Genomic DNA, 26,106 nt, shown 5'->3' with positions numbered 1-26,106 from the left:
AGCCAGGAAGGGAAGTCCCTTGGAATCCTTCAGATCTCACCGTTAGGCCCGCCCGAGAAACAGCACGCAAGGGGATCCTGTTGGTCGGCCACTTTTATCAGCAGGCCGTGCACATTTCAGAGGCTGAGAACTGCGGCAATGATCAAGGCTGCACCCAGGACGGGCACGACCATCCAAACTTTTCTCTCCTTGCTTAAGCGCTCGCCCTTTCTACGGGGATGTCGGATCGCCACCAGCGAGCTCCCGATGATTAGCGCGACGCCGCCAAACAGGCAAACGAAGAAAAGAACAGGTTCGAAGGTGTTCATCACCTCGCATCGTACGCGGCCAGAGGCAGGCAGGGAGGCCTGTTTCCCAGAGCGGTGCGGTGAGGAGATCCCGTTTGTTGGAAGAGGTGTCGCTGAACCTTGGCGTATCAGATAAGGAACAATGACGACATGTCTCCTCTTTCACCTCGCCAGTCCGGCTCCCCGTTCCGGATCTGGGCTGGCATTATTCTGGGCGTGGTCGTAGCCACCCCGCCCTTGCTGTTTATAGCGGAGCAGGGTTGGACGGGCTGGAATATCTTCTTGCTGGTCGTGGGGTGTGCTTTCTTCCTATCTACGGTCGCATGGTGGATTTTCCAGAGCCGCCGTAGGAAACAGGCAGCCCAAGCGGAAGTCAGCGATCCGACGGCGGTGCCGATCGAGCGGATGCAAGCGTCTATGGACCCCATGAACCATCCGGATGCCAGACATCAGAGGCTCTGGTTCATCTTTCAAATTGTGGGTGCTTCCATCATGTTAGTCGGGCTACCGATCATCATTTTTGTACTGCAAAAACCACCTCGAGAGCATGAATTGCTCACCATAGTGCTCATCCCTCTTCTAATTGGGTTGATCCTTCTCGGCATCAGGGAGATAAGAAGGTTGCCGCATGTATACCGGTTCGAAGACACTGAAGAAGAAGCCGAATAGAGCTAACTAACTCCGGTTCGTGCCGGTCGGGACCCAGCCTTCTGCACAGCTAAATCAGCTAGAGAAATGTGCGTGCGGTGAAAGGATCCATGGGCCTCAAATGATCCACACGTGCGTCTTGATCGCTGGCAGACTGAAGAGGCACGCAGGGAGGGTGGCCAAATATGCGCAAGCGTCCGCGGAAAAGCCAAGTACTAATCGAGCCCGATAGGCCGAAATTCCTAGTCGACCTTCATGCGGCAATCGACGCCGCAGTGGCTCGAGATAGATCAACTATCGCTGTAGATCATGCCTATGAAGGCTGGGAGGTTAAACACGAGGCCGTCACCGGATGGCACTCCCGCATTGCGATGGTCGAGGAGCCCGAAAGGGCACTGGAGGTCTGGTACGACAACCAGGACCATGATGTGTCCGTATCAGGTGAGGTGGCGTATCAGGTGTGGACTCTCGAGCCGGGCAATGAGACTGTCCAGCTGTTGTGCTTGGATGAGATTAACCGGCTCATTGAAGGCTTCGGTTGTAGTAACGCCGCCCCTCGGACATAGAGCGCGGTGAGGAATCCTATTGTCGGTAGCCTGAGATCAGCCAGCGCTGAACCTCTTCAGTAGAACGGCTCAGGAGTAGCGAGCAGCCCAAAAGGCCACTGCGGTGATGATGAGTGGGATGGCCAATAAAAGGACGGCTCCGCTGGTAATGATTCCCAGCGTGGCAAGTACACCGAGCCAACATAGGGCCGCGAGAAATCGCGTGATAACGACCAGTTGTGCGGCCACGTTCAGTCGGGTCGGCAGCGGAATTGTGAGGTCACCGGTTTCGGCCATGACAGCTCCTTCACCACCCGAGACTTCCCAAATGGGAAACTTCCGTGGACTCATGAGACCACGAATTCCCCGAGCAAACCAGATGCCAGAACGCCTGTGGACGGGAAATATTAACGGCACACCATCGTTGAAGATTCCACTCGGTGCATTGGCGGACGCACGGAGAGGGATCCATTCGAAGGACAAGCGCGGACCGTCTCTGACACGATGTTGACATGCGGATATCAGGAGCCATAACAGCAGCGCTCGTAACGCTTACTGCCGCAAGCGGATGTTCCGCCCCTCCGGCGGTCACGGCATGCCCAGCAATAGCTCACTCAACGGTAGTTCCCGTCGAAATAAGCGGATCCCGCGCTAGCTCAGTGGTCGCAGTGAAGCTCTGCTCAGACGAAGAAGGCTGCTCGAACGGAGTGCCTGTCCAGCCACCACAACAACCAACCGCCACGCTTCCACCTCCACCTCCACCTCCACCAGATACCTTTGCAACGCCTGCACCCCAACAATCGCAACCTACTGAGCTCTTCTCCCAATTCATCACTTCGCGCATCAGCGAGGAGAAATGGGAGGTCCAAACCAGCATGGTTCAACCTGCTGAAGTCACAGCACAAGCCCTCGACGCCAGCGGAACAATCCTGGCCATTACTCAAGCGCCCCTGGAATGGACAAGGATCGGTGGATCTGAAGAGTGCGGAGGACCCTCGCGTTCCACCCCAGTCCGCCTCGATACGAATCAATAAGCGTCAGCGCAAAGAGCGCACCAACAAGCCACCAATGTCCGCTGAGGATTCGAATCGAGTGACGTTTTCCCCGTATTAGGCGGGCGTTACCGTTCCGAATTCCACTTTGACGGGGCATCCGAACGTTTCAGCATAGGTACTTTCCAAGCTGTCGATGTCGCTCTTCGACTTAAGCGATGGATCCAGCAGTAGCTTAACGCTCGACCCATCAGGCGTTAGGGCGAAAGCCTTGATTGCTGGATCGGATGTAAACAACTCCTTACCTTTCGCTCGCACCTCTCCGGGTGAACAGGCGGTGGCTTCAACCGCAATCTCCACATCAGGAAAGCGCCCCAGGAGGCTCTGCAACCGAGAATCGACGGGACCGTCCCAGTGCACGACGATCTTTTTCCCGCCAATGACTTCTACAGAGGCGAGTCGGTCGTCGTCTTGCAGCGCTCCGCTTAACTCGCTCGCCGCATGCGAGACCTGCTCATTCGCTGGGGAACCCTCACCCAGTTGCAGCGAGTGCGGATCCTCAGGGGAAGGACCCTTTTGGACCTCAGATGTTCCTGGAGTCTCCGGGCGCGGGCTGGGCCGTGCTGAACCGGCCGCCGCACACGAGGTCGCACCGAGGACAACACCTGCCAACAGAAAAGGTCCTAGCTTCACACTGCACCCCCGCGTGCTTCCATCATGCCTTTCTTCATACGGTAGCCCAGACCAGTAAGAGGATCACGGGATCGGAAGGCGCGATGAGGGATGGCTTGTTGAGTCTTGCCCTAGAAGGGGTTCGCTTACCTGACGGGCTAGTTGTCGAGAGTCTGACCTTTGCAGATGGGCGCGTCGCTCCAGTGAACCCTCTGCCCAGCTCGTAGCTCAGGGTGAATCGTTGCTATGAAAGCTCACTTCCGCGATTTGTGATTCATGTCGGCTAGCTGAATGACCCTCAGGGATTCTCTGCCCTTCACCTCCGCCAAAGCGTCCCAATGAAGGACCGGCTTGCGGACGGTCGTCGACTCGACCGACTCCTGCATAATGGTGCGGCATGGGGAAGAAATGGCTGATCGCAGTCCTGGTAGGAGTACCACTGGTCTTCGTAGCAGGGATAATCTATTTGTTTCTGCACCCTCAACTCACCCTCACGCTCGAGGACGTGATGGAAGCCGAGTACACAGGGAAAGATGTAACTACCGAGGTCACAGAGATCACTGACTTAGCATGCGGTGCCGAGGTTGGCTGCGTTGAGGCATACAGCACTGCTGAAGCGAACTACTACCGTTTTCGAACGCGTGCCGCGGCCACAGAGTACAACTCGACCCTTACCGACAGCTTTAGTGTGAACTACTTCATCATGGACTTCGCAGGCAAGGACGCTTCTGTGAACGACCAGCTTTTCGCTATGCATCAACTGGCAGGTACATGGAATGACTACGAGGGTGACTTCCCGGTCCGCTAGTCAGCCCGAGTCACATGCTCGGTGGAGGATCCTTGTTCCGTGACTGCCTACAGCAAAGCGCCAGCGGCGAGAGTGATCACGAACGCGAGAAGGGCGACTGACACAACATAAATCCACCACGGTTTCGATCCGACTGGGCGGCGTTGTTGGCTTTGGGCAGACTGAGTAATACCAATGAAATCCGTCACCCGGCGCATTCTTCCTGGCTCTTCGCTCATGTGGACAGGCTACTTCAGACAGTAACTGGCGTTGATTGTCGGCCCCTCAATTCTTGTCAGGCCCTATCGACCCGCCCGAGAAAGAGCGGTGGGGGATCATTTAGGGCGAACCCTATGTAGGGAGCCAAATCTGGTGACAGCCAGAGACGGAACTGTTGAGTTCTGCCCAAAGTTCCTTTTCGCTATGCGAGTCGGAGGGGAGCCGAACCAACCAAACTTCTTTCGTGGTCGCGGAGGTATGCCGGCGTCGGCCAGATAAATTCACGATACTTGAGCCATGAGGGACCACGAACTGAATACAGTATTGAAGGCCTACAGCGAAACCTGGAGGCGGTACATTTCACCCCCAGCAATGCAAGGCCCGGAACCGGTACTCTCCAAGCAGGCGCGAGCAGCGATTAATAGGCTGGAAGCTGAAGCAAGCCGTGTGCCCGATCCAGGTGGGCCGATCAGCAACTACACCAATGCACTCGCGGCATGGGCGGCATCCAGTCACCCCGAGATAGATTGGCCCGAAATGTACCGCCATGTCCTCGACAGATTGATGTTCGAACGCTTCTGGTAGGCGATTCGGTGAACCGGCTCGGCGTGCGGTCCGTATGTGGAATCCGATGGAGGTCTCCGACCCTAGAGCGGCTTACCGGCTTACCGGCATACGGACGCTGAGAAATCGAATACTGGGAAACGAAGTCGCGAACTTTGTGTGGTTGCCTCTCGCTACGCTCGAGATATGGGAACGATTCCGAGGCACCAATTCAACCGTGACACGGTGCTAGCTGAAATCACGCGGGTCATAGATATTCGCCACAAGGACTCCAAACGCGTCATGCTTGGAATCGATGGTGTCGACGGGGCTGGGAAGACGATATTCGCTGACGCCCTGGCAGAGCACATGCGTTCCGTTCGCAAGCCCGTCATACGAATTAGTTTGGACAACTTCCACCAACCACGCGAGATCAGATACCAGCGCGGTCGTTCCTCCCCTGAAGGATTCTGGCTCGACTCCTACGATTACCAGCGTCTACATGCTTTCGTGCTCGGACCGCTGTCCAATCGGGGCTCGGGATGGTTCCGGCCCGCTGGCCATGACCTCGACTCCGACCAGTTGCTGGAACCGCCCCAGCAGCTGGCACCCGTTGGGAGCATCGTCATCGTCGACGGCATGTTCCTAAATCGGGACGAAGTGCGAACCAGCTGGGACTATTCCGTGTTTCTTGATGTCCCTTTCCAGGTCACAGCTGACCGCATGTCCCTGCGAGATGGGTCTCCGGCGGACCCTTCCCATCCAGCGATGCACCGGTATGTCGGCGGTCAGAAGCTTTACATGGCCGAGTGTGACCCGGCTGCGCGGGCGACGCTCGTTGTTGACAACACTGACCCTCAAAAGCCAACGATCATCTCACCGGATCAGGCATGCTACAGGCGGACGAATTAGACCACGCCCGAGCTGCACGGTGAAGGATCCCTTCGGCGTGGGCTTCTCCGGGCGCAAGCGAACCCTGTGCCTTTTATGACCACGCGTTACGTTTGGGTGCGCTCGATGATACGTCCTGTAATCCGGTTGATCTCTGCAGTCACTGTCGGTACAGCAGTGGTTGCGACCTTCCTCGATACCGCGTCGAGGACGACGATCAACCCGTTCAACTTCTTCGGGTTCTTCACGATGCAGAGCAACATCATGACCGCGCTCGTGATCTTTGTCGCCGCGGTCTTTGAGCTTGGTCGACGACGAACACCGGCATGGCTAGTTCCTGTTCGGGCTGCGACAACGACGTACATGGTCGTGGTCGGTGTCGTATACAACTCGCTGCTGGCAGGTCTTGCCGGTGGGGTCGATCTGGCGTGGGCGAACTGGGTCCTGCACGTAGCGTTTCCAATTTACGCACTCCTCGACTGGCTCCTGAGCAGAGATAGGCGCCGCTTGCCGTTCTCAACGATCGGCCTGATTCTCATTTACCCGCTGACATGGTGCGCGGTCGTACTTGTACGTGGTGCAACCGACGGCTGGGTGCCATACCCATTCCTTAGCCCCACCACCGGCTACGGGTCAGTAACTGTGTACGTCGTAGTCATCGCCGTTGCGTTCGCAGCGTTCGGCGCCCTAATCATCTGGGTCAGTAGAGTGAGCCTTCGAGGGGCTCGCCGCTCGGCACGCAACCGGTAAGCAATCCCGTGCTGAGTAACTGCTGCACTGAAGATCGAGAGCCCGCACCGGCCTGCGCACGACGTCGATCGGCGCAATCCCGCTCACGCGCCGGAACTATCCGCCGGTCTGGGCCTCATCAGACCCGCCGGACACCCGACCGCTGGCCTTCTGCAACCGGTCGATGTGCTCCGAAGCTTCCGCCTTGGTGATGTCGGCCGGAATCTCCTCCCCAGCTTCCCGCGCCAGCGTGTCCAGGTAGCTACGCTGGGCATCCGTCATAGGTTCATCACCGGTGACCCACTCCTCAGGGTCACGTGCAAAACCGCCCTGCGGCTCCGGCGTCGGGCTTCCCAAAGTCTCGTCAGACATAATTGCTCCTTCAGTGTCGGTTCTACTGGCTTGCTTCCGGCGGCAGCGCTTCATGGTGCGCGCGGCCGTGGGTTCGGCGGTCTTCCTTCATTTCCGCCTCGAACAGGTGGCGCTTCCCCTCGACGAGTTCATCGCGGGCACGCCTCTCGAATGCTTTGAACTCTGCGTAATAGTGGTCGTCATAGTCCTCGACAATCTGGAACGTCCACCGTCCCTCGATGACATTCCTGCCCACAACATCACGCTCCACCTCGTCGGCGAGAGTCTCATGACCCGCCTCGCGCAACAGGTCTACAGCTTCGCCGAGAGCGAGGTCCGCGGTACCCGTCAACCGGTGGAATCCGTACAACAGCCCACGCGCGTGCTCCACTACTTCGAGTGCCTCTGAGAGTTTTCCGAGCGCCTCTACCGTCTTGTCCGAAGCCGCTGCGGGCCGCTGGTGGTTGCGGTCCGGCCCATCCGATCCTGAGATAGTCATACTGCTTACCATATACAGCAGATGCCGCCGATGGGCAGATCCAGCCTTGGCCCTATGCCGATACGCGGCACCCTAATACCCTGAATTCATGCCCACCTCCAGCAGGACTCCCGCCGGTAACAGTACGACGACGGCGCCCGACCTCCCTGCCATCCAGCGCCACACTGTCCGGGTGCTCATCACGGCCCAGATCCTCGGCGGAATCGGGATGGGATCAGTCCTCTCGATCGGGGCGGTGATGGCCGCAGAGATCTCCGGTTCGGAGGCGCTCTCCGGCACAGCCGCCACTCTGAGTACCCTCGGCGCAGCAGCCAGTGCTATCCCGCTGGCGCGCCTGGCGCAGCGGCTCGGCCGACGGGCAGCCCTCACAACCGGAGCGTTCATTGCTGCCTCCGGATCGCTCACCGTCATCGGGGCGGCCGCCCTCGGATCGTTCCCGTTGCTGCTCCTCGCCTTCGCTCTGCTCGGCGTCGGCACCGCCGTCAACCTGCAGTCCCGGTTCGCTGCCACTGACGTTGCAAGCCCCGAGCACCGCGGACGGGACCTCTCGCTGGTCGTATGGTTCACCACTGTCGGAGCGGTGCTCGGCCCGAACCTGATCGGTCCCGGTGAGGTGGTCGCTGAAACGCTCGGAATGCCGGAGCTAACGGGTCCGTTCCTCATCGCCGTCGGCGCACAGGTCGCAGCAGCGGCCGTCTACCTTGTTGCACTGCGACCGGACCCTTACCTCGTCAGCCGGGCAACGCCGTCGGACGCTGCTGATGACACTCCGGGATTGATCAGAGGCAGGGGAGCGCTCATCTTCGCCATCGGCGCGATTGCCGTGAGCCATGCCGTCATGGTCTCGGTCATGTCCATGACGCCCGTACATCTGGTGAACCACGGCGTGACGCTCACGATTGTGGGGCTTACTATCAGCCTTCACATCGCTGGCATGTACGCGTTATCGCCGGTGTTCGGCTGGCTGAGTGACAGGGTTGGGCGGGTCGGGACCATCCTGATCGGCCAGGCGCTGTTCGTCATAGCGCTGGTGACAGTCGCGCTCGGCGAGGATGACCCTGTCCTGGTCACCATCGGTCTGATTGTCCTTGGTCTGGGCTGGAGTGCGTCCACCGTCTCGGGCTCAGCGCTCGTCACTGACCTCGTGACCGGCGCGGCCCGCGCACGCATTCAGGGCCGCACCGATCTCAGCATGAACCTCGCCGGCGCCGTCGGCGGAGCGGCATCCGGTCTCGTGTTGGCGATGGTGGGCTACTCGGGCCTCGCCTGGGCGGCTGGCGTCCTGGTGCTGCTCATCGTTGCCGGCGCGACGACGATGCGGACCGCCCGGCCGCTCTCCGTTTAACGCACCCGCGTTGGCTCGTGAGCTAACGAGTCTTTTCGGCGCGCATTCCGCTGTTAGCTGCGCACCCAGCGGTTCTACAAGGCGACGGGCTACGTCATCTCGGCGTAGCGCTTCGCCTGGGTCAGCCCTTCCCGCACCTGATCCACGTCATACTCCGGTCCGTAAACCGGCGTATCGCGCTGGAATCTCCATCCCTCAGCGAGGGGCCCGGCGTCGACCACGTCGAACCCGAACTGGTCGATCAGCGACGCAACGGTCCGCTTCGCGCCGTCGTCGTCCCCGGCGATGGGAAGCGCACGGCGACCCGGCGTGCCCGGTTCAGTCGCCTTGCTCGTGAAGTGTGCTGCGTAGATATTGTTGAAGGCCTTCACCACCTGGGCGTCAGGCAGGCGCTGCTGAAGGAGTTCGCTATTGGTAGTTGATTCGTCGTCGAGCTCCGGGATGTTTCCGTCGCGCTCAGGGTAGTAGTTGTTGGTGTCGATCACCGTCTTGCCCTTGAGTGGGGCGGCCGGCACCGCATCAATCGCCTTGAGCGGAACGCTCACGACGACGACGTCACCGGCTTCCGCTGCCTCTTCCGGCGTTGCCGCCCGGGCGCGGTCGCCCAACTCGTCGATGAGGTCGATCAGTGTTTCCGGCCCCCGCGAGTTGCTCATCACGACGCCGTACCCGTTCTGGATGGCCAGCCGTGCAAGCTGCGACCCGATGTTGCCGCTGCCGATGAAACCGATGGTTGTCAGGTTGTTATCCATGGCGGGTACAACCACCCGACCGGGCGGATATTCCTGCATGACAGAAATATCGCGGCCTGTCGGTGCGGGGTGCACGAGTGCTACGGAACGAGTTTTGCGTAGACCACGTAGTTGTCGTTGAAGGTACCGGTGGCCGAGTCGTAGCCATCACACGTGATGAGGCGGAGCTCCGGACCTTCCGTATTGCCGTAGACGGTCTGTGTTGGGAAGGCATGTTTTGAGTACTGTTCGCCGCGCTCGACGGCGAATGTCGCCACGGTGCCGTCCTCACGGGTGATGTCGATGGTGTCACCGGGATTCAACTGCTTGATCCAGGCGAAGACGCCGGGGCCGCCGTCGCTGGCGTTCACGTGCCCGAGGAACACCGAAGGTCCCGGTTCGCCCGGAGTGGGGGAGTTGCGGTACCACGACGCTGGCGCACCAGGATGACCGGGAGGTACCTCGAGCGATCCGTTCGGTTGAAGCCCGAGATAGAGCAAACCCGACCGTACGCCGTGGGTCGGCATCGAAAGGGTTACTGGCAAAGAGCGACCGAATACCTGGGGCGTTACTTCGGCCGGAGACACGGGTTCAGTGGACGCTTCTGGTTGCGCCCCTTCTGGAGCGGCGAAGTCAGCTGCTGCCGACCCGACCGGCGCGGCCGACGTAGTCGGGGGAGTGGTTGGTGCCGTTGTCGGGGCCGCCTCAGCCGGTGAAGCGGGCGCGGCAACAGTGAAAGTGGGTTGGGTTCCTGCGGCATCGGACGGGCTCGGTGCAGCACAACCCGTGAGAAGCAGCAGCGGGACCGTTGCGGCAGCCAGTAGGCTCCCGCAACGGTCCCGGAAACGGCTAGTCATGTGCAGGAAAGTATCCAATCACTTGATGCTTTCGATGACATGACTCCGCTATGCCGCGCGACGACGGACGACGTACGTTCCACCGGCTGCCAGGGCGAGGACAAGTCCACCGCCGAGTGCAACTGGTGCGGTGTTGTCGGTTTGTGTTACTTCGACGCCGGTGGATGCACCGCCGACAGGCATCATCGTGACCTGATCTCCCATCGGGGGCGCAGGGGCGGGTGCGGGCTGCATGTGCTCTCCAATCAAGGCGGGGTTGTATGCAGGAGTTCCTGCTGCATCGCAACCGAAGCCGTCACGGTCGGCATCCAGGTGGAGGGCGTAGCCCGGTGTCCCCGCCGGAATGTTATACACCCCCAATGCCGCCGCAGCGCTGCAGTTTGGGAATGGTAGGTGTGCCGCGGACGCCGGCGTCGCGGACAGGGCTACGAAGCCCGCCGCAGCTGCTACTGCTAGTCCTGCTGTTGTTTTCTTCATGATTTCCCCTCATGTTGATTCCGCGAGTGATGAGACGCGGGTCACACGAGACTAGACAGCCAGCTTATTAGTCGTCAAGGTTATCCACATTTTTATCCAAGGACTGCACTAATCGACTCGGCTGTGCTATCCCACCCCCGATACGATGATTCAACCGTCACTCGTAGCTTCAACCATTACTCGTACTTCTGGGGCACTCTTGAATCTTTCTTCGCTACCTCCCGCTCAAAATCCCGACCCGATGCAGACACAGACTCGGACGAGGAGCAAGGCAAAGGCTTCGACGCTCATTGTTGCGGGGTTTGGTCTGTTTCTTTTGGTTATTGGTCTCATCTCGGGCGGAGTTGGGGGAGCTCTGGTCATGGCGGGTCTCCTCGCACTCCTCACCGGTCTCTACACGGTGCTCACCGGCCGCGGTTCCTGGGCACGGCTCGCTGGTCGCAAGGCAGGATCCATCGTCGCAGCGGCAAGCGTTGTCGCAATCTTGGTCGGCGGTTCCCTTACGCCCTCTGCGGAAGACACCGTTCCCGCGGCCACCGCCGAGCAAACCGAAACCGCCACTGTTGAACCGTCACATAGCCCGACGCCGGAGCCGACCAAATCTCCCTCTCCGAAGCCATCACCTACCCCCAGTCCCGATGTAGCGCCGATAGACGGGGACACCGTTGTCGACGTCGATGGCGATCCCAGCGCACCCAGCAACCAACCCGAATATGGCATCAGAGCACTCGCTCTGCTTGAGACCTTGCCGATCAAGGGCCGCGCACCGAAGACAGGGTATGACCGGGACCAGTTCGGTCAGGCCTGGCTCGACGTCGACCGCAACGGCTGCGACACCCGGAACGACATGCTCAACCGGGATCTTCGTGACATCGTCCACGCCAATTCTGTTCCGTGCAAGGTTCGGTCAGGCACGCTTGACGACCCCTACACGGGAACAACCATCGCCTTCCTCCGCGGGCAGGACACCAGTATTGACGTGCAGATCGACCACATGGTTGCGCTCGCCGACGCCTGGCAGAAGGGTGCCCAGCAACTCACCTACGAACAGCGGGTTGCCTTCGCGAATGACCCGCTGAACCTCCAGTCGACCGACGGACCGACGAACGCGCAAAAAGGCGCGGGCGACGCCGCCACCTGGCTCCCACCGAACCGTGAATACCGCTGCGAATACGTCGCTCGCCAGATCTCGGTGAAGGCAACCTACAACCTTTGGGTGACGCAAGCCGAGCACGACGCCATGGCGCGGGTGCTATCGGACTGCGCTGACACGATGGCTCCGACCAACCAGCCTTCGCCCACACCTAGCCCTGAACCGGAGCCCGTTGTGGAACAGGCAGCGCCAGCGCCAGCGCCTGCTCCCGCCCCAGCGCCTGCTCCCGCACCATCTCCCGCTCCCGCTCCTGCTCCAGCACCGGCACCTGCCCCCGCTCCTGCCCCCGCGTATTACGCCAACTGCACAGCTGCCCGAGCGGCCGGTGCGGCTCCGGTTCGTGCAGGTCAGCCTGGTTATGGAGGGCATCTGGACCGCGACGGTGACGGCGTCGGCTGCGAGTAACGATGCCGTGGCGCACCGCCATTCGCCAGTCATAACCGGACATCGCTTCGTGACGATGACGGCCCGCTCACCGCGCGGGAAGGGCTGCGGCTGGGACAGGAGTTTCTCCTTGAAATTCAGCGGAAGCAACATCGACGCACTTCATGAGCGTGATGCCGGCAGTCGGAGGGAGTAGGTTGAGCTCACCGGTACTGGCAGGAGGCGTATGGACTCGGATTCCGCCCACGATCCACTCATTGATCAGTGGCTCGAGGAATACGCTGCGTCCCAACACCAGAAGCGCGCAGCCGCCAACGCAATCCAGGATGCCATCGCTGCCCGTCTCGACGACGACGGCCTCAACTACCACGCCATCGAATTCCGGGTTAAGGATTACCAGTCGCTGGAGCAAAAACTCCGGCGCCTCAATCCGGACGGCACCCTCAAGTATGCGGATGGACTTGACGGCATCGATGACGTCATCGGCATCCGGGTCATCACGTTCCTTCAACTGGATGTCGAAAGGGCGATTACAGCACTTCGCAACTCGTTCGACGTTCTTGCACACGTCGACAAGACGGCAGAACAACGTGAGAAGGGTGAATTCGGCTATTCAGGCCAGCACCTCGTACTGAAAATCAGCGAGCGGGCGGCCCCGAACGGCTGCCGCAACCACATCGGGGAACGATTCGAAGTGCAGTTCCGGACCATCCTGCAGCACGCGTGGGCGGAATTCGAGCATGACATCCGCTACAAGAGTGCAGGCCCGGTGCCGGCGGAGGTGAACAGAGCGTTCACGCTCGCATCCGGGCTGATCGAGCTCGCCGACAACCAGTTCAGCACCATCAGCAGCGTGGTCGCCGCGGAAAAAGCCAACCCCAAGGACTCCGACGGCCTCCTGCCCGCCGGTCTGACAGGCGAATCGCTCGAGCGCATCCTCGAACAGGCCCTGCCCGACAACCCACGCAGCCGCCTTGAGCAATATGAGTGGTTACGCGAACTGTTGGAAACCCACGGCATCACAACGCTGGCGCAGGCATCGGAGCTCACCGGGTCCGCCGACTGGGACGGAATAGCCCGCAAGATCCAGTACAAGTTTGCGCCAGGCCACGTGCGCGCCGCAGACGATTTGCTCCTTTTCCGCTACGGACAGGACCACATCGACAAGACTCAGGCGCTCGGCCACGACCGCAACAGGCGCGCCAAGCTGACCCACCGGCTGCGACGACTCCGCGACTAAGGTTGGGCGCCGAACAAGCAGGGGCTCCGCTTGCCCGCGGTTCCGAAACGCCGGAATACTTGGAGTAGAAGCAGCGAAAGCGTAGGTACAGATGAACGAGCGAAGCGAGCGCGCCCGGCGCATGCAGCGCGCCTCTGAATACCGTGCCGCCCGGCGTTCAGGGAGCAGTGGTGCGGAGGCTATCGAGCAGGTCGACGACGATGAAGAGCAGGCGCCGATCACCGACTTTGCTGCCAAGGCCGATTTTGAGATCCGCCAGGCAACGGCCCGCGGCGACTTCGACAATTTGAAGTACGCGGGCAAACCAATCCCTGGTCTCGGCACAACGCTTGACCCGGACTGGTGGGTTAAAGGCCTGATCGAACGGGAACAGCTTTCCGGCCTTGCCCCGGCTCCTTTCCGCCTCCGCAAAGAAGACGCGGAACTGGACGACAAGCTGGACCAGCAGTACATGGAGTCCAGGGCACGGGAGCTTCTTGAGGACTTCAACCGGCAGGTTGTCGATGCCCGCAGGCAGCTGCTCGGCGGACCCCCGGTGATCACGAACACCCGCGACATCGAACACGAACTGGAGCGCTGGCGCGAGCGCCGCGCGGCGCGAACGGCCCAGGCTGCAGAGGAATCAGCACAGCAGGAGGAGGCGAAGCGCTCACCGTGGTGGCGCCGTCGTCGTTAGCTTCTCAGCTGACCACCAGATCCTGATACTCCGGGTGCCGCTCGATGTACGCGGCAATGAACGGGCACCGGGGCACTGCATGCAGTCCGCGCTCACGGACGTCATCCAGTGCGTGCCGGGCGAGCGCGCTGCCGACACCGTGCCCCTCGAAAGCGGAGTCAACCTCGGTGTGGGTGAAGACTACCCGGGAGTCCTCGAGGCGGTACGCGGCGAAGCCGGCTGGTTCACCGTCGAGAGTGACCTCGTACTTCCCGGCGTCCGGGTTGTTGACCACCTGCGCTTCAGCCGCCATCAGCTACTCCGCAGCGAACTCGCCGCTGGAGATTGCATCAGCGTACTTGCTCAAGTCGGGGCCCGGCTCGAAGTCGACGAACTGAGGCTGCAGCTTCTCGAACAGGAACTTGTACACCTGATCGCGGTCACCGCCGGATTGGGATGCCGCGGCTTCCTTCACCGCTTCCTGCAGCGCCTTGTCCGCGTCCGAAAGGATCTTTTCGCGGGCCTGGTCGTTCCACTTGACGTCGTCGATGCCCATTCTTCGGCCTCCAATAGTAAGTAGACTGTTGATTATCTTCAGGCTACGGGGATGGACGCTTTGTCACAAGCGATTCATGCCCGACAGGGGCCGATGAGTGTGTTTTCCGCTCTGCTAGTGTGCCTACAGAACAAGTAGGCAGAGGCGGATTGCGGAAATGACGAACGAGATTGACGAAGTGTCGGTCCGGAAGCAACTCCAGGACCTGGTGCTCGACAGCTCTGAGATTGAAGAGTTTCTCAACGGAACGGTGCAGGTGGCGGCACAAAGCCTGTCGAACCTGGCCAACACGGACATCTACTGTGCTATAACCCTCCTCCGCACCAAACGCGCTGCAACTGTGGCGAGCAGCAGCGAAGAAGCGCGAAAATTGGATGAGGTCCAGTATGCGTTCGACGACGGTCCATGCCTTCGCGCCGCACGGCAGTTGGAGACCGTGATCGTGCCTGACTTCCACACCGAGGACAGGTTTCCCGGCTACAGGGAAGCCATTGAACACAGCGGGGTTCGCTCAGCGATTGGCATCCCGATCGTGCTGGATGAGGGTGCAAACGCTGGTCTCGATCTGTATTGCCGCGAACCGGACGCTTTCAACCCCATCGTCCTTGAAGCAGCTGAGCTGTTTGCCAAAGAGGCTTCGAGTTCGCTGCGCCTCGCGGTGAGGATGGCAAGCCTGCTGGAATCTCGGAATAACCTCACGGCTGCCATGGAGAACCGCACCACTATTGATCTTGCCGTGGGCATCATCATGGGCCAAAACCGTTGCACCCAGGAGGAAGCCGTCAACATCCTGAAGGCCGCTTCCAGCGCCCGCAACGTGAAACTTCATGCCGTCGCTGCCGCGATCGTCGAATCCGTCAACCAGTCGGGCGCCACTACGCACTTCGACGCCTAGTACGCCCCCGCCAATTCTTCGCTGCGGGATGCAGCCCGGTCCCGGCGGTACCGCAGGTGTCCAGTCACTGACACTGCTGCCGACAGCACAGCGGAAATGGCCACGCCCACCCACAGGTCGATCAGCAACGCGAACCCGCCGGCTACCGCCCCCAGGCCGATCAGCAAGATGGCCAGCGACCTGCGGCCCCAGAATTTCCCCTTGCCCCCTGCCAGCCGTGAGTCGGACGCCAAGCCCGTAATGGTGGAGGTAACGACGACGGTGGTCACCTCCGCGACCTTCAGCCGCTTGGCCGTAGCCGCCTGAATACCCATCACGATGGCCAGGCCCGACGTAACGACGCTGCCCAGAATCTCATCCGCGGCGACATCGACCAGGCCGACGACGACGGCAATCACCGTGGTGCCAAACGCCACCGCTCCGAAGGCGACAGAAGTCAGGCCGGACCACCCCTCAGGTGCTTTGCGCAGCAGTCGGCCGGCCAGCAGCGCACCCACCATGAAGAAGAGCAGCGCCAGCGCCGGCCGCAGCACGGGCAGATCATCCCCGCCGGCTACGGCCATCCCGAGCAACACCACGTTGCCGGTCATGTTGCCGGTGAAAACCCTGTCGAGACCCAGGTAGCCGACCGCATCAATCACCCCCGTGGAAAACGTGAGGATCAGCATCAGCGTGAGATGCAGGCGGTCAGTCGAAAGCCGGGAGGTTGGCATGCGGATCCCCTTCGCGGACAAGAAATTTTGGAAACAATCTTGTAATGAATGTATACGAAGCTTAGGCTCGTGACGGCAATTGTATTCAATCACCATTCAAAGTGGCAGATCGAAGACAGTAGACCGACGCACAGAGACGTGAATCGACCAGAGGAACTGCATGAAATTCAGCAGCCAAGTGGGCACGAGGTTGCTCCACACAGCAGCGGCGGGAGCCGCCGTCGTTCTTGCTGCCACCGCCTGCCAACCCATCCAGGCGCTCGAACCGGCACCGGAGCGCGAGGACATCACTTCCATCCCCATCGGCGACCGCGAAGTGCGCGAGGGCGGTGACCTGGTGATGGCGCTTTCAGCCGAGCCTGACCGGCTTGATCCCACGACGTCCTCCTCGCTGTACACGCGCTACGTCATGCAGACGATGTGCCAGAAGCTGTACGACATCGATGCCGAGGGTGAGCTTGTGCCGCAGCTTGCCACAGAGCTGCCCGAAGTTTCCGACGACGGACTGACCGTCACCATCCCGCTGCGCGGGGACGCAGTCTTCGCCGACGGTGCCAAGTTCAACGCGGAGGCAGTGCGGACAACCCTTGAACGGCACCTCACGCTCGACGACTCCTCACGCAAGAGCGAGCTCGGCCCGATCAGCAGCATCGAAGCGGTGGACGAGACGCATGTCAGGATCACCTACAAGACGCCCTTCGCGCCGCTGACTGCAGCCCTCGCCGACCGTGCCGGCATGATGCTTTCGCCGAAGGCGCTCGAGGAAACCGGTAAAGACTTCGGTGACCACCCGGTGTGCGTGGGGCCGTTCAAGTTCGTTGAACGGGTGCCGCAGACCTCCATCAAGGTCGAGCGGGATCCGCTTTATTACGACGCCGCCAACGTCCACCTCGACACCATCACCTACCGGATCATCACCGACGCAAACATCCGCGCTGCGAACCTTCGCTCCGGCGACGTTCAGGTGGCCGACACCATCTCACCGCAGGACGTCGACGCCCTGATGCAGGAGGACGGCGTCGGAGTGCTGCAGGTCGGCTCCCTCGGCTATCAGGGCTTGACCATCAATACGGGAAATACGGAGGGCGTGGGGGAGCCCGTCGGAGAGATTGACACGCCGCTCGCCCAGGAAGCCGCGGTACGCATGGCCCTGTCCATGTCGATCGACCGCGAAGCACTCGTGAACACCGTCTTCAACAGCTGGTTCGAGCCGGCCTGCTCGCCGATTTCGCCGGCAAGCCCCTTCAGCTCCGAGCTCAGCGAGGACTGCCCGCCCTATGATCCCGAGGGTGCCAAGGCACTCCTCAAGGAAGCCGGCATCGAAACGCCGTACGCCATCGAGATGCAGGTCAGCAACACGCCCGACACGCTGCGGTTTGCGCAGGCACTGCAGGCAGCCGTGGCAGATGGCGGGTTCAAGCTCACCATCCTGCCGGTCGAGTACTCCACACTCCTTGACGTCCAGTCCCGCGGTGACTTCGAGATGCTGCAGCTGGGCTGGTCCGGGCGCGTCGACCCTCACGGGAACATGTTCAACTTCCTCTCCACAGGCGGAGGCAACAACTACTCGGGCTACAACGATCCCGAGGTCGACCAGCTGCTCAAGAGCGCGGCCCAGGTCAACGACGACGCCGAGCGCGCTGAACTGTACGGCGAGGTGGTGCAGCGGCTACAGGAAGACAACCCGCTGATCTACCTGTACCGGCAGCGCAGCCTCACCGCCTACACCAACAACGTTGCAGGCATCGAGACCTTCGCCGACGGCGTGGTCCACCTGAGCAACGCGGCGTTCCTTGCTGATTCTCAGGAACTCGAAGGAGAGAACTGACCGTGACCCGTTACCTGCTCACACGGCTGTGGCAATCGGCGCTCACCCTGGTGCTCGCCTCCATCGTCGTTTTCATCGGCGTCCGGCAGCTTCCCGGAGATCCCGCTCTCGCCATGGCGGGCGAGGAAGCCACGCCGGAACAGCTTGCCGCCATCCGTGCCGAACTGGGGCTGGACCAGCCGCTGGTTGCGCAGTACTTCACCTTCCTCGGCAATCTCTTCCGCGGCGACCTGGGTGAATCCACCCGCACCGGCACGCCGGTGACCGAACTGATTGCGACTACGCTGCCCGTCACGCTCTGGCTGTCCGCCTATGCGATCGTGGTGGCCGTCGTCGTCGGCATCCTCTTCGGCGTCATCGCCGAACGCTACCGCGGCCGGTGGCCGGAGTGGATGGCCAATGGCTTCGCGCTCATCGGCCTCTCGGTGCCGAACTTCTGGCTCGGCATTCTCGCCATCCTGTACCTTGCTGTGTTCCTCGGCTGGTTCCCAGCCTCGGGCTACGTCGACGTCGTCGCGGAACCACTGCGGGGCATCTACTATCTGACCCTGCCCGCAATCATCCTCGGCACGGGCCTCGCCGCAGTGATCATGCGCCAGACCCGGGCGTCGATGATCGAAACCATGAGCACCGACTATGTCCGCACGGCGCGCGCCAAAGGCCTCAGCCGCGGCCGGGTGCTGATGCGGTACGGGCTGCGGAACTCGTTGATCGTGGTGGTCACCATCGTCGGCCTCCAGCTCGGCGGACTGATTTCGGGAGCGGTAGTCACCGAGCGGATCTTCGCGCTTCCCGGCTTCGGCAAGCTCACCCTCGACGCTGTCTTCACCCGCGACTACCCCGTCATCCAGGCGGTAGTCCTGATCATCACCCTCAGCTACATCGTCATCAACCTGGCCGTAGACATTCTCTACTCCGTGGTCAACCCGAAAATCCGAGTCGGAGGAAGCAACTGATGGCCATGACCGAAACCGTCACGACGACGGCTGATCCCACAGAGCCCACGCTTGGCACCGGCCGCGGCCGGGTCTGGCGGCGGCTTCGCAGCAATCCACTCGGCATGACCGGCGCGGTGCTGCTCGCCGTCGTCGTGCTCGCCGGGATCCTCGCTCCGGTGATCGCACCGTACGATCCTGCGGAAGTACACTTCGACACCCCGTTCCAGCAGCCGCTCACCACCGGTTTCCTACTCGGCACCGATGATCTGGGCCGCGACATCTTCTCCCGGATGCTGTTCGGCATCCAGGCTTCACTGCAGGTCGGTGTGCTCTCGGTTCTCCTCGCGGTGCTGATCGGTACTCCGCTGGGCCTGCTGGCCGGCTACTGGAAAGGGTTCGACGCCGTCATTTCACGGCTCACTGACGTCACCCTCGCGTTCCCCTTCCTGATCATCGCCGTCGGGCTCGCCGCCATCAGCGGACCGAGTCTGTCCAACGCCGCGATCGCTCTGGGTATCGCACAGATCCCCACCATGATCCGTGTGGTCCGCGGCGAGACGCTGCGTATCAAGGAAAGCGACTTTGTGCTCGGCGCCAAGACCATGGACGCGTCAGGACTGCGCATCATGGCCCAGCACGTGCTGCCGAACGCGACGTCGGCGATCATTGTCCAGGCCACGGTCATTATGCCGGTTGCCGTGATCGGTGAAGCGTTGCTGTCCTTCCTCGGCCTCGGCATCCAACCGCCCACGCCAAGCCTCGGCATCATGCTCTCCGACGCACAGCAGTACATTTTCCGCTCGCCGACCGCGGCCATCTTCCCCGGCCTCGGAATCGCCCTGATCTGCCTGGCCTTCAACCTCTTCGGCGATGCGCTGCGCGACGCCCTCGACCCCACGAACACCCGTCGAAAGTAGATTTGGTTCTATGACCTCCTTCACAACACCCGATTCATTCACCACGCGCCCCACCCTGCAGGGTTCCTTCGGCATGACCGCATCCACCCACTGGCTGGCAACGGCGTCAGCCCAGGCGGTGCTGGAGCGCGGCGGCAACGCGTTCGATGCAGCGGTCGCGGGCGCCTTCGTCCTGCACGTCGTCGAGCCCCACCTCAACGGCCCCGGAGGTGACATGACCGGGGTATTCGCCACAGCGGAGAACCCGTCAGAACCCGTGGTCCTGATGGGCCAGGGCCCCGCACCGGCTGCGGCGACCCGCGAACACTATCTCTCCGAAGGTCTTGAGCTGGTACCGGGTGCCGGTGCGCTCGCCGCCGCCGTGCCTGCCGCCGTCGACGCCTGGCTCCTGCTGCTACGCGACCATGGCACCTGGGAACTGGGGGATGTGCTTGCCTTCGCGATCGGTTACGCGCGGGACGGTCACCCCATCGTCGGTCGGGTTGGAGCGACCATCAACGCCGTCAAGGACCTTTTCACAGAGCACTGGCCGACGTCCGCCGCCCTCTGGATGCCGGGCGGCGCAATCCCGGCTGAGGGCGAGATCGTGAGGAACGAGGCGTACGCGTCCGTTCTCGACCGTCTCGTCACTGCAGGATTATCGGCCGATACCCGGGAAGAGCGCATCGACGCGGCCCGGCGCGAGTGGCGCGAAGGCTTCGTTGCCCGGGCCGCAGTCGAATTCATCAAAACTCCGCACCGGCATTCCTCCGGTCAGGATCATGCAGGCGTGATGAGCCTCGAGGACTTCGCGAACTTCCAGGCAGGCTACGAGGAAGCCACCACAATCGATTTCCGCGGCTACACCATCGCCAAGACCGGCCCGTGGGGGCAGGGCCCTGCCCTGCTGCAGACCCTTGCCATCCTGGACGGGTTCGACGACGACCGCCTGGACCCGTCCACGGCTCTCGGAGCGCACACCATCCTGGAAGCACAGAAGCTTGCTGTCGCGGACCGCGAAGCCTATTACGGTGATGCTTCTGTGCCCATGGACCACCTGCTGTCCGAGGAGTACGCGGCCCAGCGTCGGTCGCTGATCACGGATTCCGCTTCCATCGAATTCCGGCCCGGCACCGTCCGCGGACACACCCCGTTCACGCCTCCGCTGCGCACCGAATACACACCCCCGGCGCTCGCGGGAACGGCAGCATTCGCCGGAGTGGGGGAGCCGACCGTGTCCCGCGACGGCGAAACCCGCGGCGATACCTGCCACATCGACGTGGTCGACCAGTGGGGCAACATGGTGTCGGCGACACCCTCGGGCGGCTGGCTGCAGTCGTCCCCGACGATCCCCGAACTGGGGTTCTGCCTCGGCTCCCGCCTGCAGATGACCTGGCTGGAGGAGGGCGCGCCGTCGTCGTTGGAGCCCGGAAAGCGGCCCCGCACCACACTGACACCGACACTGATCCTCAAGGACGGCAAGCCGGTGGTCGCGCTCGGGTCACCCGGCGGTGACCAGCAGGACCAGTGGCAGCTGCTCTACATCCTGCGCACCATCGTCGGCGGCTACACGCCGCAGCAGGCGATCGACGCGCCATCCCTCCACACGACGTCGATCCCGGGCTCCTTCTTCCCGCGCACGTGGGAGCCGGGCGGCGCAGTCGTCGAGGACCGGCTGGGCGAGGACGTCATCGCTGACCTCGAACAGCGTGGACACATCATCACGCGCGCGGGGGACTGGGCACTCGGCCGTCTGTCCTCCGTTGTCAGCGATCCAGAAACCGGCGTCCTGATGGCCGCCGCCAACCCGCGAGGAGCGCAGGGCTATGCAGCAGGACGTTAATGAGAACATCCTGAGCATCCGGGACCTTGAAGTCAGCTTCGGCGGCAACCCGGTCTTGCACAGGGTCAGCTTCGACCTGAAGAAGGGCGAACGCGTGGCGATTGTGGGCCAGTCCGGCTCCGGAAAGTCGACCACCATCGGTGCCGTCCTGCGGTTGCTGCCGGGAGAGGGCAGGATCACCGGCGGCACAATCCGGTTGGGGGACGGACCGGACGCAGTCGAACTTGCCGAGGCTTCGGAGGCGCAGATGCGCTCCATCCGCGGCAAGCGTCTCGGTCTGGTGCCGCAGGACCCGATGTCCAACCTCAACCCGTCCATGAAGGTCGGCGCTCAAATTGCGGACGCCCTTATGAGCAACGGGATGCGGGGGCGAGCCGAGGTGAAGCGCCGGGCAATCGAGCTCATGACGGAGGCCGGCATCCCCGACGCCGAGCGTCGGTACGGCCAGTACCCGCATGAGTTTTCGGGCGGCATGCGCCAACGCGTCCTGATCGCCGTTGCGCTCGCGGGGGAGCCGGACCTGCTGATTGCCGACGAACCGACATCGGCGCTCGACGTGACGGTCCAGCGGCAGATCCTCAACCACCTGCAGGCTCTGGTCGACGCACGCGGAACGTCGCTGCTGTTCGTCACCCACGACCTGGGGCTGGCAGCCGACCGGACCGACCGGATCATCGTCATGGCTGATGGCCGGATCGTTGAGGTCGGAACACCACGGGAGATCCTGCTCAACCCACAGGAGGAGTACACCCGAAAGCTCGTTGCCGCCGCTCCGTCGGTGACGGCTGCCCTGCAGATGGAGGCGCCCGGTGCCACCGCGGCGTCCACCGCAGGTCCGGCGCCCATCCTGGTGGTGCAGGACCTGTGCAAGGAATTCACCCTGCGCGGACAGCGCGGCGGTACCGTGCGGGCAGTGGACAACGTGTCCTTCACGGTGAACCGGGGAACTACCACCGCCGTCGTCGGAGAATCCGGGTCGGGAAAGACCACCGTCGCGCGGATCATCCTCGGCCTCGAAACGGCGACCGCCGGGCAGGCTCTCGTGGACGGCAAGAGCATCACAGCCAGCCGCGGCGCCGAACGGCGCGCGCTTCGGCGGATGGTGCAGCCGGTCTTTCAGGATCCGTACGGCTCGCTTGACCCGACGCACAGTATCGAACGTCTGATCGATGAGCCCCTGCGCATTTTCAATGTCGGGGACAAGGGCAGCCGACGACGGCGGGTGGCTGAGCTGCTGGACCAGGTGGCACTTCCGCACTCCGTTGCCCAGCGGCGGCCGAACGAGCTTTCCGGCGGACAGCGCCAGCGCGTGGCCATCGCGCGCGCCCTTGCGCTGGAGCCGGAGCTCATCATCTGCGACGAGGCGGTCTCCGCCCTGGACGTGCTGGTACAGGACCAGATCCTCAACCTGCTGGCGGACCTGCAGGATAGGCTGGGGCTGACCTACCTGTTCATCACCCACGACCTCGCGGTAGTCCGGCAGATCGCACACAACGTGCTCGTGATGAAGGCCGGTGCCGTGGTCGAGGAAGGCAGCGTGGACAAGGTCTTCCTCCGTCCCGAAGCCCAGTACACCGAGGAGCTACTTGGAGCCATTCCGGGGGCAGCCTTTGCAGCCTGAGAACCACACGAAGCAGCGGAGCGCCGACGAGGACGCCCCGCCGAAGCAGCGCGTCCAGGATGAGATCCGCAGGGACATTATTTTCGGCGCGCTGCCGCCGGGAACTCGCGTCACCGAGACTGCGCTCGCCACCAAGTATGGAATTTCGCGTGTGCCCGTCCGCGAGGCGCTGCGCGCCCTGGAGGCTGAGGGTTTCGTTGAGTCGAAGCCCTACGCCGGATCCACTGTGTCGAAAATCCCTGTGGACGATGCCGAGGACCTGTTCTTTGTCCGCGAAGCCCTGGAATCGGCGACGGCTAGGCGCGCAGCGCACCGGGCTGCTGCGCAGTTCGGTTCAGGAGCGCCCAGCGTCGAGTGGTGGCAGGCCCGGAAAGTTCTGGCGGGAGTGCTGGATGAGGGAGACGCCGCCGTCGCGCAGAACCGGCTCGAGCTCCTGCCCGAACTCAACATCCGATTCCACCTGGGCGTAGCGGAGTTGAGCGGCAGCGCCTCGCTGACGGCGCTGCTGCGCCAGATCGCAGGCAAGATCGAGTGGCTCTACGCGACGGACGTCGATAATCGCGGCAAGGAGTCCTGGAGCGAGCACCGGAGTATCATTGCGGCGATCGACTCGGGCAACTTCGCCGATGCGGAGAAGCTGATGGCCAATCACGTGCATCAGTCCAAGGAAGGGTACCTGGACCGGTTCTCCGCCGAAGAGGCTTAGCCGGCCTTACCGGGCCAGCAACTGGAACCGGGTGCCATCCTGGGTCTTAAGAGCTTCAAGCAGCGGTAGTAGGTACTTCGATATTGTAGTACTTTATCACTCATTTCGTAGTACAGTATAAGAGTGGGGATTCGATGGACTGACAGCGCAGCGAAGCACGGCATCGATCAGGGCGATGCACTGTTCGCTATGCAGAACTTCGGCAATCATCACCCCGCCAGCTGACATTGTGATCTTCCATGTGATGGAAGCCCGGAGAAAAATCATCGACATTGCGGAAGAGAGGCAGTGATGACCAGGAACAACGAACCAGCGCTGACCGGCCAAGATCAGCAGCGCTATAACCAGCTGGCGGAGGCGGCCGAGAACATGGAAACCCTGCCCGAAAGTGCAGTGGTTACCAAGAGCGACGGACCTGGGGCTGGTCAATCGCTGCTGGAAGCCGCCCTGGGTTCTCCGGAATCCGTGCAGCGCTCCGTGGGTCGTCCCTCACTGAGCGGTAAGGCAGCGCCGGCTCCGGTACGCTCCTACCGGCTGACGGAAGAACTGCTGCGCGATCTGGGGGAGCGGGCCGAAGCTGAGCATCGCAAGCCCAGCGAAATCGTGCGCGAAGCACTACATCAATACCTCCACCCGGCATCCTAAAAAATCGTCGGCCTGGAGGTATTCGAGCCGCGCCAGATATGCGGTCGCCGCTTACACGTTACTTTCATGAACAGTCGACGCGACCTTCGCCTCGCCCCGGTGCATCCACGCGGCAACTGCCGCTTCCTCGCCGATCATCTCGGGCTCACTGACTCCGTTCCCGTTTCGAATTAAAGGAACGGACGCAGGGGTGCGAGGATCGCTTCGCTGACCCGGGCCACAATGTGGCGGTCTTCCCATTCTTCCAGCGGCAACTCGCGGCAGTTGCTGCTGTCGATCTCGAAGATGCGCTCCATGGTGGACGCAAGTTTCTCGTCGAACAGCTCAATGTTGATTTCGTAGTTCCCGGTCAGGCTCAGGCGGTCAATGTTCGCCGTGCCGACGGTCGACCATTCACCATCCACCGTCGCGGTCTTCGCGTGGATCATGGCGTTTTGATACAGGAGGATTCGCACGCCTTCGCGCAGCAGCGCCGAGTAAAACCCACGGGACAGCCAGTCGGAGACCACATGGTTGGAATCCTCGGGCAGGATGACCCTTACATCGACGCCGCGTTTGCTGGCCCGCAGCAGCGCCTCGAGGATCTGCTGGTCGGGGATGAAGTAGGCCGTCGTCATGTAGATGTGGCTGTGGGCGCGGTTGATGGCATCGAGGTAGACGCCGCGAATGGGGAAAACCAGGTTCGCCGGGATGTTGTTGACGGCGCGCAGCCGTGGCTCCCAGAACTCGGCGCTGGTCTCCTCAAGCGGCCGGCGGCGCTGAGGAGCCGGTGCCAGGTTCCAGAAGGACACAAACGCCTGGCGCAGCTCCCAGACGGACTTTCCCACAATCTTCAGGTGCGTATCACGCCACTTCGACGCATACAGCGAGCCGATGTTGTAGCCGCCGACGTACCCGATGGAATCATCCACCACCATGATCTTGCGGTGATCGAAGCCCGTGCCGCGGATATTCGTGAACACGATTGACGGGCGCAGCACCGGGAAGCGGAAGACCTGTACATCCGGGTGGAAGCGGTAGAACGTGAACGGAACAACAAGGTTGGCGAAGCCGTCATAAATCACATACACCTTCACCCCACGGGCCGCCGCTTCATTGAGCGCGTCCTTGAACTGACGTCCAATCGCGTCGCCCTTCCAGATGTAGGTCTCCAGCATGATGGTGTGCCGGGCGTTCCGGATGGAAGCCAGCATGTCCTCGTACAGGTCGTGCCCGTAGGTGAAAACGGCGGTGTCTGATCCCGCCACCTCCGATTCGAACGTGCCCGGGTGCGGAAAGCCCGGTCGCTTGCTGCGCAGCTTCTTCTGCACTGCATCAACCAGAACGATGGCGGCAATCACCAGCGCCTGCACAGCAGCGAACGCCATGGCTGCCCGCGCCAGCAGTGAACGGGTCAGGGCAAACAGCTGAAGGCGTCGGAGTGTGCGCATGATTCCAAGCCTAGTGGCCGAATGACCCGC

General features: G+C 62.0%; 28 protein-coding genes. 17 read left to right on the top strand and 11 right to left on the bottom strand.

Features of this window, described 5'->3' with window-relative positions:
- Positions 1-116: 116 nt before the first annotated feature.
- Positions 117-308: a hypothetical protein gene (locus Q0877_RS15165; protein WP_299169320.1), complete on the bottom strand. Its 192-nt coding sequence runs from the start codon at positions 306-308 to the stop codon at positions 117-119.
- Between the two features lie 129 nt (positions 309-437).
- On the opposite strand from Q0877_RS15165, the gene Q0877_RS15160 reads away from it, so the two are divergent.
- Both Q0877_RS15160 and Q0877_RS15155 read left to right on the top strand, forming a co-directional pair.
- Positions 438-956, top strand: a complete 519-nt coding sequence (locus Q0877_RS15160; protein ID WP_299169317.1) for a hypothetical protein — start codon at positions 438-440, stop codon at positions 954-956.
- Between the two features lie 254 nt (positions 957-1,210).
- On the top strand, positions 1,211-1,501 hold the full coding sequence (locus Q0877_RS15155; RefSeq protein WP_299169315.1) for a hypothetical protein: 291 nt from the start codon (positions 1,211-1,213) through the stop codon (positions 1,499-1,501).
- A gap of 69 nt (positions 1,502-1,570) precedes the next feature.
- On the opposite strand, the gene Q0877_RS15150 is transcribed toward Q0877_RS15155, so the two are convergent.
- Entirely contained in the window at positions 1,571-1,777 is a 207-nt protein-coding gene (locus Q0877_RS15150) for a hypothetical protein (RefSeq protein ID WP_299169313.1), read from the bottom strand.
- A gap of 1,764 nt (positions 1,778-3,541) precedes the next feature.
- On the opposite strand from Q0877_RS15150, the gene Q0877_RS15145 reads away from it, so the two are divergent.
- The 3 genes from Q0877_RS15145 to Q0877_RS15135 all read left to right on the top strand — a co-directional run bounded on the left by Q0877_RS15145 (position 3,542) and on the right by Q0877_RS15135 (position 6,334).
- Positions 3,542-3,952: a hypothetical protein gene (locus Q0877_RS15145; RefSeq protein WP_299169311.1), complete on the top strand. Its 411-nt coding sequence runs from the start codon at positions 3,542-3,544 to the stop codon at positions 3,950-3,952.
- 948 nt (positions 3,953-4,900) lie between these two features.
- Positions 4,901-5,605, top strand: coding sequence for a uridine kinase (locus Q0877_RS15140; protein ID WP_299169310.1), 705 nt, complete (start codon positions 4,901-4,903; stop codon positions 5,603-5,605).
- A gap of 105 nt (positions 5,606-5,710) precedes the next feature.
- Positions 5,711-6,334: a Pr6Pr family membrane protein gene (locus Q0877_RS15135; protein ID WP_299169308.1), complete on the top strand. Its 624-nt coding sequence runs from the start codon at positions 5,711-5,713 to the stop codon at positions 6,332-6,334.
- 96 nt (positions 6,335-6,430) lie between these two features.
- Here the strand turns inward: Q0877_RS15135 and Q0877_RS15130 are convergent, their stop codons facing one another.
- Positions 6,431-6,685, bottom strand: a complete 255-nt coding sequence (locus Q0877_RS15130) for a DUF3072 domain-containing protein (RefSeq protein ID WP_299169306.1) — start codon at positions 6,683-6,685, stop codon at positions 6,431-6,433.
- Positions 6,686-6,707: 22 nt separating this feature from the next.
- On the bottom strand, positions 6,708-7,163 hold the full coding sequence (locus Q0877_RS15125; RefSeq protein ID WP_299169303.1) for a hypothetical protein: 456 nt from the start codon (positions 7,161-7,163) through the stop codon (positions 6,708-6,710).
- Between the two features lie 88 nt (positions 7,164-7,251).
- On the opposite strand from Q0877_RS15125, the gene Q0877_RS15120 reads away from it, so the two are divergent.
- A complete protein-coding gene (locus Q0877_RS15120) occupies positions 7,252-8,508 on the top strand; it encodes an MFS transporter (RefSeq protein WP_299169300.1) in 1,257 nt (418 codons plus the stop codon).
- A gap of 89 nt (positions 8,509-8,597) precedes the next feature.
- Here Q0877_RS15120 and Q0877_RS15115 read toward each other — a convergent pair whose 3' ends face one another.
- The 3 genes from Q0877_RS15115 to Q0877_RS15105 form a co-directional block, all read right to left on the bottom strand.
- Positions 8,598-9,248 carry an NADPH-dependent F420 reductase gene (locus tag Q0877_RS15115; RefSeq protein WP_299169328.1) on the bottom strand — a complete coding sequence of 217 codons (651 nt, stop codon included), beginning with the start codon at positions 9,246-9,248 and terminating at the stop codon, positions 8,598-8,600.
- 92 nt (positions 9,249-9,340) lie between these two features.
- A complete protein-coding gene (locus Q0877_RS15110) occupies positions 9,341-10,096 on the bottom strand; it encodes a sortase domain-bontaining protein (protein ID WP_299169298.1) in 756 nt (251 codons plus the stop codon).
- Between the two features lie 48 nt (positions 10,097-10,144).
- Positions 10,145-10,573, bottom strand: a complete 429-nt coding sequence (locus Q0877_RS15105) for an excalibur calcium-binding domain-containing protein (RefSeq protein ID WP_299169296.1) — start codon at positions 10,571-10,573, stop codon at positions 10,145-10,147.
- Between the two features lie 241 nt (positions 10,574-10,814).
- On the opposite strand from Q0877_RS15105, the gene Q0877_RS15100 reads away from it, so the two are divergent.
- From Q0877_RS15100 to Q0877_RS15090, 3 genes are all read left to right on the top strand, one after another.
- Positions 10,815-12,131 (top strand): DUF1524 domain-containing protein, encoded by a 1,317-nt coding sequence (locus Q0877_RS15100; protein ID WP_299169294.1) that lies wholly within the window; start codon positions 10,815-10,817, stop codon positions 12,129-12,131.
- A gap of 205 nt (positions 12,132-12,336) precedes the next feature.
- Positions 12,337-13,350 (top strand): GTP pyrophosphokinase family protein, encoded by a 1,014-nt coding sequence (locus Q0877_RS15095; protein WP_299169292.1) that lies wholly within the window; start codon positions 12,337-12,339, stop codon positions 13,348-13,350.
- 91 nt (positions 13,351-13,441) lie between these two features.
- Positions 13,442-14,026: a DUF1992 domain-containing protein gene (locus tag Q0877_RS15090; RefSeq protein WP_299169290.1), complete on the top strand. Its 585-nt coding sequence runs from the start codon at positions 13,442-13,444 to the stop codon at positions 14,024-14,026.
- 4 nt (positions 14,027-14,030) lie between these two features.
- On the opposite strand, the gene Q0877_RS15085 is transcribed toward Q0877_RS15090, so the two are convergent.
- A complete protein-coding gene (locus Q0877_RS15085; RefSeq protein ID WP_299169287.1) occupies positions 14,031-14,318 on the bottom strand; it encodes a GNAT family N-acetyltransferase in 288 nt (95 codons plus the stop codon).
- A gap of 3 nt (positions 14,319-14,321) precedes the next feature.
- Positions 14,322-14,561 carry a hypothetical protein gene (locus Q0877_RS15080; protein WP_299169284.1) on the bottom strand — a complete coding sequence of 80 codons (240 nt, stop codon included), beginning with the start codon at positions 14,559-14,561 and terminating at the stop codon, positions 14,322-14,324.
- Between the two features lie 157 nt (positions 14,562-14,718).
- Between Q0877_RS15080 and Q0877_RS15075 the strand changes: the two genes are divergently transcribed.
- Positions 14,719-15,456 carry a GAF and ANTAR domain-containing protein gene (locus Q0877_RS15075; RefSeq protein WP_299169282.1) on the top strand — a complete coding sequence of 246 codons (738 nt, stop codon included), beginning with the start codon at positions 14,719-14,721 and terminating at the stop codon, positions 15,454-15,456.
- On the opposite strand, the gene Q0877_RS15070 is transcribed toward Q0877_RS15075, so the two are convergent.
- A complete protein-coding gene (locus Q0877_RS15070) occupies positions 15,453-16,169 on the bottom strand; it encodes a YoaK family protein (protein ID WP_299169280.1) in 717 nt (238 codons plus the stop codon). The two genes, Q0877_RS15075 and Q0877_RS15070, sit on opposite strands and share 4 nt — an antisense overlap.
- 160 nt (positions 16,170-16,329) lie before the next feature.
- Here Q0877_RS15070 and Q0877_RS15065 point away from each other — a divergent pair, with 160 nt between their 5' ends.
- The 7 genes from Q0877_RS15065 to Q0877_RS15035 all read left to right on the top strand — a co-directional run bounded on the left by Q0877_RS15065 (position 16,330) and on the right by Q0877_RS15035 (position 24,646).
- Complete coding sequence (locus Q0877_RS15065; RefSeq protein ID WP_299169278.1) at positions 16,330-17,997, top strand: ABC transporter substrate-binding protein; 1,668 nt, start codon at positions 16,330-16,332, stop codon at positions 17,995-17,997.
- A 2-nt stretch (positions 17,998-17,999) separates the two neighbouring features.
- Entirely contained in the window at positions 18,000-18,953 is a 954-nt protein-coding gene (locus Q0877_RS15060) for an ABC transporter permease (protein ID WP_299169276.1), read from the top strand.
- Positions 18,953-19,852, top strand: coding sequence for an ABC transporter permease (locus Q0877_RS15055; RefSeq protein WP_299169274.1), 900 nt, complete (start codon positions 18,953-18,955; stop codon positions 19,850-19,852). Before Q0877_RS15060 ends, Q0877_RS15055 begins: the two co-directional genes overlap by 1 nt.
- A 10-nt stretch (positions 19,853-19,862) precedes the next feature.
- Complete coding sequence (locus tag Q0877_RS15050) at positions 19,863-21,674, top strand: gamma-glutamyltransferase family protein (RefSeq protein WP_299169271.1); 1,812 nt, start codon at positions 19,863-19,865, stop codon at positions 21,672-21,674.
- Positions 21,658-23,295: an ABC transporter ATP-binding protein gene (locus Q0877_RS15045; protein ID WP_299169269.1), complete on the top strand. Its 1,638-nt coding sequence runs from the start codon at positions 21,658-21,660 to the stop codon at positions 23,293-23,295. Before Q0877_RS15050 ends, Q0877_RS15045 begins: the two co-directional genes overlap by 17 nt.
- Positions 23,261-24,001 (top strand): GntR family transcriptional regulator, encoded by a 741-nt coding sequence (locus Q0877_RS15040; protein WP_299169266.1) that lies wholly within the window; start codon positions 23,261-23,263, stop codon positions 23,999-24,001. The genes Q0877_RS15045 and Q0877_RS15040 overlap by 35 nt, the downstream gene beginning before the upstream one ends.
- A 291-nt stretch (positions 24,002-24,292) precedes the next feature.
- On the top strand, positions 24,293-24,646 hold the full coding sequence (locus Q0877_RS15035; RefSeq protein ID WP_299169265.1) for a CopG family transcriptional regulator: 354 nt from the start codon (positions 24,293-24,295) through the stop codon (positions 24,644-24,646).
- Positions 24,647-24,816: 170 nt separating this feature from the next.
- Here the strand turns inward: Q0877_RS15035 and Q0877_RS15030 are convergent, their stop codons facing one another.
- On the bottom strand, positions 24,817-26,076 hold the full coding sequence (locus Q0877_RS15030) for a phosphatidylserine/phosphatidylglycerophosphate/cardiolipin synthase family protein (protein WP_299169263.1): 1,260 nt from the start codon (positions 26,074-26,076) through the stop codon (positions 24,817-24,819).
- Positions 26,077-26,106 lie beyond the last annotated feature (30 nt).

This window comes from uncultured Arthrobacter sp., from assembly GCF_947495145.1.
In the GTDB taxonomy this organism is placed as follows: Bacteria; Actinomycetota; Actinomycetes; order Actinomycetales; family Micrococcaceae; genus Arthrobacter_D.
The sequence above is the reverse complement of the archived record's forward strand: the minus strand, read 5'-3'. Positions and strand labels throughout refer to the sequence as shown.

Bases quoted from the DNA above. Each gene is read 5' to 3' on its own strand.
- Q0877_RS15130 (WP_299169306.1), bottom strand. From the start codon at position 6,685: ATGTCTGACGAGACTTTGGGAAGCCCGACGCCGGAGCCGCAGGGCGGT.
- Q0877_RS15140 (WP_299169310.1), top strand. From the start codon at position 4,901: ATGGGAACGATTCCGAGGCACCAATTCAACCGTGACACGGTGCTAGCT.
- Q0877_RS15100 (WP_299169294.1), top strand. From the start codon at position 10,815: ATGCAGACACAGACTCGGACGAGGAGCAAGGCAAAGGCTTCGACGCTC.
- Q0877_RS15125 (WP_299169303.1), bottom strand. From the start codon at position 7,163: ATGACTATCTCAGGATCGGATGGGCCGGACCGCAACCACCAGCGGCCC.
- Q0877_RS15065 (WP_299169278.1), top strand. From the start codon at position 16,330: ATGAAATTCAGCAGCCAAGTGGGCACGAGGTTGCTCCACACAGCAGCG.
- Q0877_RS15070 (WP_299169280.1), bottom strand. From the start codon at position 16,169: ATGCCAACCTCCCGGCTTTCGACTGACCGCCTGCATCTCACGCTGATG.
- Q0877_RS15160 (WP_299169317.1), top strand. From the start codon at position 438: ATGTCTCCTCTTTCACCTCGCCAGTCCGGCTCCCCGTTCCGGATCTGG.
- Q0877_RS15085 (WP_299169287.1), bottom strand. From the start codon at position 14,318: ATGGCGGCTGAAGCGCAGGTGGTCAACAACCCGGACGCCGGGAAGTAC.
- Q0877_RS15035 (WP_299169265.1), top strand. From the start codon at position 24,293: ATGACCAGGAACAACGAACCAGCGCTGACCGGCCAAGATCAGCAGCGC.
- Q0877_RS15150 (WP_299169313.1), bottom strand. From the start codon at position 1,777: ATGGCCGAAACCGGTGACCTCACAATTCCGCTGCCGACCCGACTGAAC.
- Q0877_RS15165 (WP_299169320.1), bottom strand. From the start codon at position 308: ATGAACACCTTCGAACCTGTTCTTTTCTTCGTTTGCCTGTTTGGCGGC.
- Q0877_RS15095 (WP_299169292.1), top strand. From the start codon at position 12,337: ATGGACTCGGATTCCGCCCACGATCCACTCATTGATCAGTGGCTCGAG.
- Q0877_RS15075 (WP_299169282.1), top strand. From the start codon at position 14,719: ATGACGAACGAGATTGACGAAGTGTCGGTCCGGAAGCAACTCCAGGAC.
- Q0877_RS15050 (WP_299169271.1), top strand. From the start codon at position 19,863: ATGACCTCCTTCACAACACCCGATTCATTCACCACGCGCCCCACCCTG.
- Q0877_RS15105 (WP_299169296.1), bottom strand. From the start codon at position 10,573: ATGAAGAAAACAACAGCAGGACTAGCAGTAGCAGCTGCGGCGGGCTTC.
- Q0877_RS15055 (WP_299169274.1), top strand. From the start codon at position 18,953: ATGGCCATGACCGAAACCGTCACGACGACGGCTGATCCCACAGAGCCC.
- Q0877_RS15135 (WP_299169308.1), top strand. From the start codon at position 5,711: ATGATACGTCCTGTAATCCGGTTGATCTCTGCAGTCACTGTCGGTACA.
- Q0877_RS15045 (WP_299169269.1), top strand. From the start codon at position 21,658: ATGCAGCAGGACGTTAATGAGAACATCCTGAGCATCCGGGACCTTGAA.
- Q0877_RS15120 (WP_299169300.1), top strand. From the start codon at position 7,252: ATGCCCACCTCCAGCAGGACTCCCGCCGGTAACAGTACGACGACGGCG.
- Q0877_RS15090 (WP_299169290.1), top strand. From the start codon at position 13,442: ATGAACGAGCGAAGCGAGCGCGCCCGGCGCATGCAGCGCGCCTCTGAA.
- Q0877_RS15110 (WP_299169298.1), bottom strand. From the start codon at position 10,096: ATGACTAGCCGTTTCCGGGACCGTTGCGGGAGCCTACTGGCTGCCGCA.
- Q0877_RS15030 (WP_299169263.1), bottom strand. From the start codon at position 26,076: ATGCGCACACTCCGACGCCTTCAGCTGTTTGCCCTGACCCGTTCACTG.
- Q0877_RS15145 (WP_299169311.1), top strand. From the start codon at position 3,542: ATGGGGAAGAAATGGCTGATCGCAGTCCTGGTAGGAGTACCACTGGTC.
- Q0877_RS15080 (WP_299169284.1), bottom strand. From the start codon at position 14,561: ATGGGCATCGACGACGTCAAGTGGAACGACCAGGCCCGCGAAAAGATC.